This window comes from Allobosea sp. CER48 (assembly GCF_044752385.1).
Taxonomy (GTDB): Bacteria; Pseudomonadota; Alphaproteobacteria; order Rhizobiales; family Beijerinckiaceae; genus Allobosea.
The window spans coordinates 1-8,940 of the sequence record NZ_JBIWYK010000096.1; the positions used below are offsets into that span (position 1 = coordinate 1).

Below are 8,940 nucleotides of genomic sequence, written 5' to 3' on the forward strand. Positions count from 1 at the left end.
GTCCAGGTCCGCGAGCAGTCGCGCCGTGCGCTCGCCGCGATTGGGAAAGTCGAGCGTGAGCGTTGCTCCGGGCATGGGGAAGGACATCAGGCCCGGTGAAGGCTTGCTGCCGAAGAGCTTCAGTACGGTCAGGAAAGAGGACTCGCCGGCGGACAGCGTCCGACGCAGCATTTCGCCGACGGCTTCGCGCGCCTGGGCCATCGGGACGACGCATTGGAACTGCCGCAGGCCCTTCGGCCCATAGGCGCGATTCCAGTCGTTGACGCGGTCGAGCGGATAGAAGAACGGACGGTAGGGCACGCGCTGCGTGGCGCCATTGCGCGGCTGACCGTTGCGGTAGAGCCAGTTGAAGACGCGCAACGTCATTCGGTTGATCAGTGGAAAGGGAGGCGTCAGCGGGAAGGGCAGGCTACGCGTCCCGCGCGGCGGAGGTTCGCCGGACGCCGGGGCGTGATTGGCTCGGAAGAAGATGCCGCGCCCGAAATGGCGGCCGTCGGCGAGTGAATCGATCCAGGCGACCGTGTAGTCATGGGTCGCGTCGGATTCGGCTGCGATCTCGAAAAACCGGGGGAGGCCGTCGAAATGCAGCACCTCCTGCTCCATTTCAGGTGACGCGATCGGCATCAGCTGCAGGGTCACCTGCGTCACCAGCCCGGTCAGGCCGAAGCCGCCGATCGTCGCGGCGAAAAGATCGGGATTGAGATCGGGCGCGCAGATCAGGCGCTGGCCGTCGGAGCGGACGAGTTCCAGGGCGCGGACATGGTTGCCGAACGTGCCGGCGCGGTGGTGATTCTTGCCGTGGACGTCGTTGGCGAGGGCGCCGCCGATGGTGACGAAACTGGTGCCCGGCGTGACCGGCGGGAACCAGCCGGCGGGCACCGTGAACTCCAGCAACCGGTCGAGCATCAGCCCCGCCCCGCAGGTCAGAAGGCCGGTCTCGCGGTCGAAGAAGAAGATGTCGTCGAGCCCGCGCGTGTCAATCAAGGCGCCGCCATCATTCAGGCAGGAATCGCCGTAGGAACGTCCGTTGCCATAGGCGAGCGCGGGGCCACGATGGCGGTGCGGAGCGTCGAGCCAGCTGCGGGCATCGACGATCTCGCTGCCGCGGGCTGCAATCCCGCCCCAGGACCGATAGCTGGAAAGTGCTGCGGTCACGGCAGGACCGTAGCCGCGATCAGGATCGCTACCACCAGTAGACCCATGACCTGGCTGCGCCAGTCCCGAATCATGAAGACGAGCGGATCGTCGGGCATCTGGCCGCGGCGCGCCAGGAACCAGATCCGGGCCATCTGGTAGAGGATGATCGGGCAGATCAGCCAGATCAGCTCGGGATGGCGATAGAGCTGCTTCACATTGGCGCTGTCGACGTAGAGCGCCATGATGAGCGCGCAGGTGCAGCCGGAGGCCATGCCGAGCTGCGAGAGAGCCTCGATGTCTTCGGCATGGTAGCCGCGCCCGGCGCTTTTCAACCCCGATTGATCCTGGGTGAGCCTCAGTTCGGCATAGCGCTTCACCAGCGCAAGGCTGAGAAAGAGGAACATCGAGAAGGCGAGCAGCCAGGAGGAGACGGGGATGGCGGCCGCGGCGTTGCCGGCGAGGATCCGCAGCGTGTGCATGGCGGCCAGCCCGAGCACGTCGACGAGCAGCTTGCGCTTCAGGAAAAGCAGATAGGCGATGGCGAGGAACAGGTAGGCCAGCAGCGATAGCAGGAAGATCTTCGGCTGCGGCACCAGCGCGACCGTGGAAAAGGCGACGACGAGCAGCACCGGGACGGCGGCGCAGGCCTGCCGTTTTGTGATCTCGCCGGCGGCGAGCGGACGCTTGCACTTGGTCGGATGGCGACGGTCCGCCTCGACATCGTTGATATCGTTGAGAAGATAGATGGCGGAAGCGATCAGGCTGAAGGCGATGAAGGCGATCAGCCCATGCCAGAGGGCTTGCGGATCGAAGACGTCATGGTTCAGCAGGATCGGGATGAAGACCAGGCCGTTCTTGAGCCAGTGATGCGGCCGCATCGCCCTGATCATTGCGCCCAAAGACATGTTGCGGCCTGTCGCTCCTGCGGCACGCGCCGGCCCATCTGCGCGGCGGCCGGTGCATGCCGGCGCCGCGTTATTGGCGGGGAAGTCCTAAACTGACGTGCCAATGGCGTCGAAACCGGCAATGATTTCAACGCCATGCTTAATATTCGGCTTCTGCCCCCGGCGAACCCCGGGAGAAGGGCCTGCAGGCTCGCGCGTCGCCGGCGCTCAAACCTTGGCGGCGCTGGCCGCGGCATCGATATTGGCGACGAGCTCGGCATCGAGCCCGAGCGAGCCGGCAAGGCCAGCCAGGAAGTCCTTCTCGGGTGCGGTGTCCGGGTTGATGGCGATGCGTGCCGCCGTATAGATCTGGGTGGCAAGCTCCGGGCTTTCCGCTGCCTCGACGAGTTCGTCGATCGTGGCCGGCTTGGCGAATTCCTGCGCCAGCCAGGCATGCGCTTCCTGGTCGAGATTGGCTTCCTTGAGCCCGCCGAGAATGGCGTCGCGCTCTTCGTCGTCGATATGGCCGTCGGCCGCTGCCGCCGCGATCATGGCGCGGATGAAGAGAAGGGCGGTCGCCTCGGTCGCAGCCTGCGGTTCGAAGCCGGTACCTGCCGGGGCCGGCAGCACCGCCTGCTGGCGGCTGTCGAGCAGCGGCTTGCCCGCCTGGTAGTTCTGGTAGGCCTTGTAGGCGAGGCCGCCGATCAGGGCGAGACCGCCCAGCTTTGCCGCCGAGCCTGCCACGGAACGGCCTGCCTTCGTACCGAAGACGAGCGCGCCGAGGCCGCCGAGGACGGCTGTGGCCAGGGCTGGGTTGCTGTTGAACAGGCCCTTCGCCTGCTCGATCAGCTGATCGGGGGTCTTGCCGCCGGTCACCCGGCCCAGCGCCTCGTTCGCGCCCTGCTGGACCCCGGTCTGCCGCGCGGCGTCGCCGACGCCCTGGCCCGCCTGGGTCAGGATCTGCCCGGCAAGGCCACCCAGGCCGCCCGAGCGCTGCACCTGTTCCGCCAAGCCCCCGAGCATGCCGCCGAGGCTTCCCTGCTGACCCGCCTGTGCGCCTGCCTGGCTGCCGGCGCTGATCAGGGCATCAAGCAGCGATTTGGCGTTGAACATCGACGTTCTCCTGTGCTGGCCGCGCCGTCGGGCGGTGCGGCCGGGGTCGATCAGCCGCATCGAAGCGGCATGACGAAGCCGCAGTTTGCACAAGCGCCGCGCTATGTCATCGGCAGGGGAAGCAGGCCGGGCTCCTTCAGCGTCTCGAGCGCGATCTCGGAGCGGACGCGTGCGACGCTTTCGTGCGGCATCAGAATTTCGTTGACGAGCTGGGCGAGCGCCTTGAGGTCTCCCACGGCCACCTTCAGCAGGTAATCGGCTTCGCCGGTGAGCGCGTGGGCCTCCAGGATCGTCGGGGTCAGGCGGACGAGATCGCGGAAGCGCCGGGCATTGTCGCGCGAATGGGTGTCGAGCGCGACATGGATGAAGACGATGACGCCGAGCCCGACCGCCGCCGGTTCCAGCGCGGCGCGATAGCCGCGGATCACACCGTCAAGCTCGAGGCGCTGGCGGCGGCGCGAGATCTGGCTCGCGGAGAGGCCGATATGCTCGGCGAGGGCGGCATTGGTCAGCGAAGCGTCGCGCTGAAGGGCATCGAGCAGCCGCCAGTCCAACGTGTCGAGCGTGGTCATCTCGTGCACCTCACTCATCCAGAGCGCATGGATGGTGCATCATTTTCGAAGCTGCGTACAGATTTGCACGCCCCTTGCCCCTGCTCTGCGCGACGATGTGGCGATCAACAGAACAGGAGGAACGCCATGGGTCCATTTCCGCACGATGCCGCGCCGCCGGAAATCTCCGCCGCGAACCCGATGGGCACGGACGGTTTCGAGTTCGTCGAGTTCGCCCATCCCGAGCCGGAGAAGCTGGGCGCGTTGTTCGAGACGATGGGCTTCCGGCCGGTGGCCCGTCACCGATCCAAGCAGGTGACACTCTATCGCCAGGGCGACGTCAATTTCGTCGTCAATGCCGAGCCGGATTCGTTCGCCCAGGCCTTTGCGGCCGAGCACGGCCCCTGCGCCTGTGCGATGGCTTTTCGCGTCGTCGATGCCAGGCAGGCTTTCGAGCGTGCGGTCTCGCTCGGTGCCGAGCCCTATGAAAGCGCGATCGGCCCCGGAGAACTCGCGATCCCCGCAGTACGCGGCATCGGCGGCTCGCTGCTCTATTTCGTCGATCGCTATGGCGAGAAGGGCTCGATCTGGGATGTCGACTTCCAATGGATCGGCGATCGCGATCCGCATCCCGAGCAGGCCGGTCTCTATTATCTCGACCACCTCACCCACAACGTGATGCGCGGGCGCATGGACCATTGGGCCGACTGGTACGGCAAGCTTTTCAACTTCCGCGAGATCCGCTTCTTCAATATCGAGGGCAAGCTGACGGGCCTGATATCGCGGGCGCTGACCTCGCCCTGCGGCAAGATCCGCATCCCGATCAACGAGTCGCTCGACGACAAGAGCCAGATCGAGGAATACCTGCGCCAGTACAAGGGCGAAGGCATCCAGCATGTGGCGATGGGCTCGCGCGACATCTATGCCAGCGTCGAGCAACTGCGTCGCAACGGCCTGCCGTTCATGCCGTCGCCGCCCGCGACCTATTACGAGAAGATCGATGCGCGCGTCCCGAACCACGGCGAGCCGGTCGACCGACTGAAGGCCAACGGCATCCTGATCGACGGGGAGGGGGCAGTGGCACTCGGCGAGAAGGCCGGCAGGATGAGCAAGGTCCTGCTGCAGATCTTCTCGGGCACCGTGCTCGGTCCGATCTTCTTCGAGTTCATCGAGCGCAAGGGGGATGACGGCTTCGGCGAGGGCAATTTCCGCGCCCTGTTCGAGTCGATCGAGGAAGACCAGATCCGGCGCGGCGTGCTGAAGCCGGCGGACGCGGCATAGTCCGCGGCGCCGCGAGGGCTGGTTTCGAGGGCGGTCCTACGGCGTGAGCCGGCGCATCAGCAGTGGCGCACCGACCGGAGGGTCCTTGCGCCACTGGCCATTCTCGAAGACCAGATCCGTGCCGTGGCCGCGGCGGGCCACGAGCGTGAGCCTGCCGCCGGCATAGCGCCAGCCCGTCGGGTCGAAAATGGTGAGCCCGGTGTCCTGACAGCTGCCTTCGAAGGCGGCGGTGCCCGGGCCGCTCGCAGGTGGCGGCGACAGCACGAGGCGGCAGGCCTCCCGGTTCTGCTGCCGCATGAGGACGTAGCGCCCCGGGAGCGTCTCGGGGGCGGGAGCCTTCGCGGGGTCGACCACTGTCGGTCGTTGGGCCGCGGTCAATCCCGCGGAGGCGTTGGAAGGCGCGGTCATCGCCACGCGCGGGTGGTCCTTCGAGACCAGCCGGTAGGCCTTGCCATCGCTGCCCTTGCCGTCGAGCCCGGTCTCCGGCGAACCCTTCTGGAAGCCGACCACTTCCTTGCCGCTGGCGTCGAGCAGTTGCGGCTGTCCGTTCGCGGCGACCGTCCATCCCGTCGCCATGTCGATGACCGGCAGGGCGCGACGGCAGGTGGCGGGGAAGCGGAGCTGGCGGACGTTGCCGGCGGCATCGGCACCGAGGGTCACGGTGCAGCTGCGTGCCGCGCCCACCAGTTCCAGGTCCCAGGCGCCCAGCCAGCGGCGGATGGCCTCCGGAGCCTTGTCGGCGCCGCGTGGCAGCGGCGCCGTCTGGGCGGCGGCCGGCAGGCCGCCGGCGCCGAACAGGAGAAGCGGCAGTAGCCGGCGAATCAGGCCTTTTTCCATGGGGTCTCCGACACGGGCGTCAGCGGGCCCTTGCCATCGAACCATGAAACCATGTTGTCGACCAGAAGCTGGCCCATCGCCTCGCGGGTGTGGACCGAGGCCGAGCCGACATGCGGCAGCAGCACGGCGTGCTCGATCGCGATCAGCTCGGCCGGCACGCGCGGCTCGTCCTCGAAGACGTCGAGGCCGGCGGAAAGGATGGTCTTGTCCTGCAGCGCCTTGATCAGGGCCTGCTCGTCGATGACCGTGCCGCGGCCGACATTGATGACGATGCCGTTCGGCCCCAGCGCCTTCAGCACCTCGGCGTTGATGATGTGATGCGTCGAAGCCCCGCCCGGCGCGACGGAGATCAGGGTGTCGACATCGGCGGCCATGTCGACCAGCGACGGATAGTAGCGATAGGCCACGTCCTCCTGGCGCGAACGGCCGTGATAGACCACCGGCAGCCCGAAGGCCTCGATGCGATGCGCCACCGCCTTGCCGATGCGGCCGAGGCCGACGATGCCGACCTTGCGCCCCCGCAGCGAGGTGGTCAGTGGGTAATTGCCCTTCAGCCACTTGCCTTCGCGCAGATAGCGATCGACCTGCGGGAGCTGGCGGACGGTGGCAATCAGCAGGCCGATCGCGAGGTCGGCGACCTCGTCGGTCAGCACGTCCGGCGTGTTGGTGACGACAAGGCCGCGCCGGCCGGCTTCGGCCGCGTCGACATGGTCGTAGCCGACGCCGAAGCTGGAGACGACTTCGAGTTTCGGGAGGGCGTCGAAGAGCGCGCCGTCGACGCGATTATGCCCGCCGCCCGCGGCGACGCCGCGGACGCGGCCGGAGACTTCGCGCAGCAGGGCGGCGCGGTCGGGGGCGTTCCAGAGCTCGTGGACGGTGAAGCGAGCCTTCAGCTGATCGGCGGCATAAGCCATCAGCGGGCCGGTCTGGATGATCTCGGGCTTGGTGGAGGCTGTCATCGTCGCATTGTCCGTGGGCTGGAAGGGATGTTGATTCGTCACTTATGAATCGATTAAAATGAAACTACGCCGCTTGGCAGGCCATTGTAGCCGCGCCGTTGCATGAGCGGTACCCGATGACGCCCTGCACGTCCGTGCGGGGCGCTTATTTAGTATGCTTTATTCTCATCACTTTTCCCGTCTCGGTCGCGTAATGGGCGCCGAGCGAGGCGAGCGTCGTGTTCAGGCTGTCGATCACGAGGCCGGCCATGCGGGCCGAGGCGAGGTCGCCGTCGCGATCGATGATGGCCAGCAGAACATGCTCGTGATCCGGCAGGGACTCGACATAGGCCTGTTCGTCGCCGGTCTTCAGCAGCAGTGACCATTGCAGCGTCGCGATCACGGCGCTGGCGAGGCATTGCAGCGCGGAGTTCTGGGCGGCAGCGAAAATCGCCTCGTGGAAGGCGAGGTCGGCACGGATGGTCTGCTCGGCATAGGGCGCGCCGTCGGCCATGCCGCGATAGGCGGCCTCGATCCGGGCTATGTCGGCCGAGGTGCGCCGCTGGGCGGCGAGGCGGGCGGCGCTGGGCTCGACGAAACGGCGCAGTTCGAAGAGATCACGAATGAAACGCTCGTTCGGATCCGCCTCGAAGTGCCAGGACAAGACGTCGGGATCGAGCAGATTCCAGCGTTCGCGCGGCGCAGCACGGGTGCCGCTCTTGGGGCGGGCTTCCACCAGCCCCTTGGCCGTGAGGATCTTGACCGCTTCGCGATAGGCCGTGCGCGAAACCGAGATGTCCGAGCGCAGGTCGGCCTCGTTGGGCAGCACCTCGCCGGCCTTGACCCGGCCGGTGATCACCGCGACGGCGAGCTTCTGTGCGACCTGGCCGAAGAGCCGGTCCGGGTTGAGCGTGGTCGGTCGCGAAAAGTCGCGCACGCGCATCGATGGCACCTCCCTGAGCGGCCATTGCGGCGATCCGGAGAGGAGCGCGCGGCAGGCCGTGGCGGCGCTTGACACGCTCGCTTCTATCGTATGACTTTATCGCAGACTGAAGCGGAGACAATCGCCCAAAGCAGGCGAGGCCGCCTTCATCATTCGGTCATGAGAAACCGATTGTGGTCGCCCGCTGCCGCCAGGCAGGCGGTGCGACAGGGAACGGAAAGCAGGGAAGGACGGCATGGCTTCAGTCCAGATCGCCGATGTGCGCAAGGCCTACGGTTCGACGCAGGTCATCCACGGTGTCGATATCGACATCAACGACGGCGAATTCGTCATCCTTGTCGGCCCTTCCGGCTGCGGAAAGTCGACGCTGCTGCGCATGATCGCCGGGCTCGAGAACATTTCGGGTGGCGAGATCCGTATCGGCCCGCGCGTGGTGAACGACGTGCCTCCGAAGGAGCGCGACATCGCCATGGTGTTCCAGAACTATGCGCTCTATCCGCATATGACGGTCGCCGACAACATGGCCTTCTCGATGAAGCTCAGGAAGGCGCCGAAGAGCGAAATCGACGAGCGCGTCAACAAGGCCGCCCAGATTCTCGGCCTGACCAAGCTGCTGGATCGCTATCCGCGCCAGCTCTCGGGCGGCCAGCGCCAGCGCGTCGCCATGGGCCGCGCCATCGTGCGCGACCCGCAGGTCTTCCTCTTCGACGAGCCGCTCTCGAACCTCGACGCGAAGCTGCGCGTGCAGATGCGCACCGAGATCAAGGAGCTGCACCAGCGCCTGAAGACCACCACGGTCTACGTCACGCACGACCAGATCGAGGCCATGACCATGGCCGACAAGATCGTCGTGATGCATGACGGCATCGTCGAGCAGATGGGCGCCCCGCTCGATCTCTACGACAACCCGAACAACCTGTTCGTGGCGGGCTTCATCGGCTCGCCGGCGATGAACATGCTCAAGGGCAAGATCACGGCGGCCGGCTTCGAGGCCGAGAACCCCAAGGGTGGCGCGAGCGTCGTCTGGCCGATCGGCAAGCACCCGGCCGAGAGCGAGGGCAAGGCTGCGATCTACGGCATCCGTCCCGAGCATGTCCGGCTCGATCCCGACGGGATCAAGGTCGAGGTGGTGGTGATCGAGCCGACCGGCTCGGAAACCCAGGTCGTCGTCCGTTGCGGCGGGCAGGACCTGACCTGCGTGTTCCGCGAGCGCATCACGGCGCTGCCGGGCGAGAGCATCGCGATCTCGCCGGACA

Annotated in this window: 9 protein-coding genes; 2 read left to right on the forward strand and 7 right to left on the reverse strand. The window is 66.6% G+C overall.

What is annotated here, in order from left to right; translation table 11 throughout:
- The 4 genes from ACIPIA_RS05880 to ACIPIA_RS05895 form a co-directional block, all read right to left on the reverse strand.
- The coding region (locus tag ACIPIA_RS05880; protein WP_400507574.1) for an FAD-binding oxidoreductase at positions 1-1,155 on the reverse strand (1,155 nt) is incomplete at its 3' end.
- Positions 1,152-2,042 (reverse strand): UbiA family prenyltransferase, encoded by an 891-nt coding sequence (locus ACIPIA_RS05885; protein ID WP_400507576.1) that lies wholly within the window; start codon positions 2,040-2,042, stop codon positions 1,152-1,154. The genes ACIPIA_RS05880 and ACIPIA_RS05885, both read right to left, overlap by 4 nt.
- A 207-nt stretch (positions 2,043-2,249) precedes the next feature.
- Positions 2,250-3,134 carry a tellurite resistance TerB family protein gene (locus ACIPIA_RS05890; RefSeq protein ID WP_400507578.1) on the reverse strand — a complete coding sequence of 295 codons (885 nt, stop codon included), beginning with the start codon at positions 3,132-3,134 and terminating at the stop codon, positions 2,250-2,252.
- A gap of 101 nt (positions 3,135-3,235) precedes the next feature.
- Entirely contained in the window at positions 3,236-3,724 is a 489-nt protein-coding gene (locus tag ACIPIA_RS05895) for an Lrp/AsnC family transcriptional regulator (RefSeq protein WP_400507579.1), read from the reverse strand.
- 108 nt (positions 3,725-3,832) lie between these two features.
- Between ACIPIA_RS05895 and hppD the strand changes: the two genes are divergently transcribed.
- Positions 3,833-4,966 carry a 4-hydroxyphenylpyruvate dioxygenase gene (gene hppD / locus ACIPIA_RS05900; protein ID WP_400507581.1) on the forward strand — a complete coding sequence of 378 codons (1,134 nt, stop codon included), beginning with the start codon at positions 3,833-3,835 and terminating at the stop codon, positions 4,964-4,966.
- Between the two features lie 36 nt (positions 4,967-5,002).
- Here the strand turns inward: hppD and ACIPIA_RS05905 are convergent, their stop codons facing one another.
- The 3 genes from ACIPIA_RS05905 to ACIPIA_RS05915 form a co-directional block, all read right to left on the reverse strand.
- Entirely contained in the window at positions 5,003-5,803 is an 801-nt protein-coding gene (locus ACIPIA_RS05905) for an AprI/Inh family metalloprotease inhibitor (RefSeq protein ID WP_400507583.1), read from the reverse strand.
- Positions 5,788-6,762, reverse strand: a complete 975-nt coding sequence (locus tag ACIPIA_RS05910) for a 2-hydroxyacid dehydrogenase (RefSeq protein ID WP_400507585.1) — start codon at positions 6,760-6,762, stop codon at positions 5,788-5,790. Before ACIPIA_RS05910 ends, ACIPIA_RS05905 begins: the two co-directional genes overlap by 16 nt.
- Before the next feature lie 145 nt (positions 6,763-6,907).
- A complete protein-coding gene (locus tag ACIPIA_RS05915; protein ID WP_400507587.1) occupies positions 6,908-7,759 on the reverse strand; it encodes a FadR/GntR family transcriptional regulator in 852 nt (283 codons plus the stop codon).
- Positions 7,760-7,919: 160 nt separating this feature from the next.
- On the opposite strand from ACIPIA_RS05915, the gene ACIPIA_RS05920 reads away from it, so the two are divergent.
- Positions 7,920-8,940 (forward strand): ABC transporter ATP-binding protein (locus tag ACIPIA_RS05920; protein WP_400507589.1); only part of this gene is annotated, 1,021 nt, incomplete at its 3' end.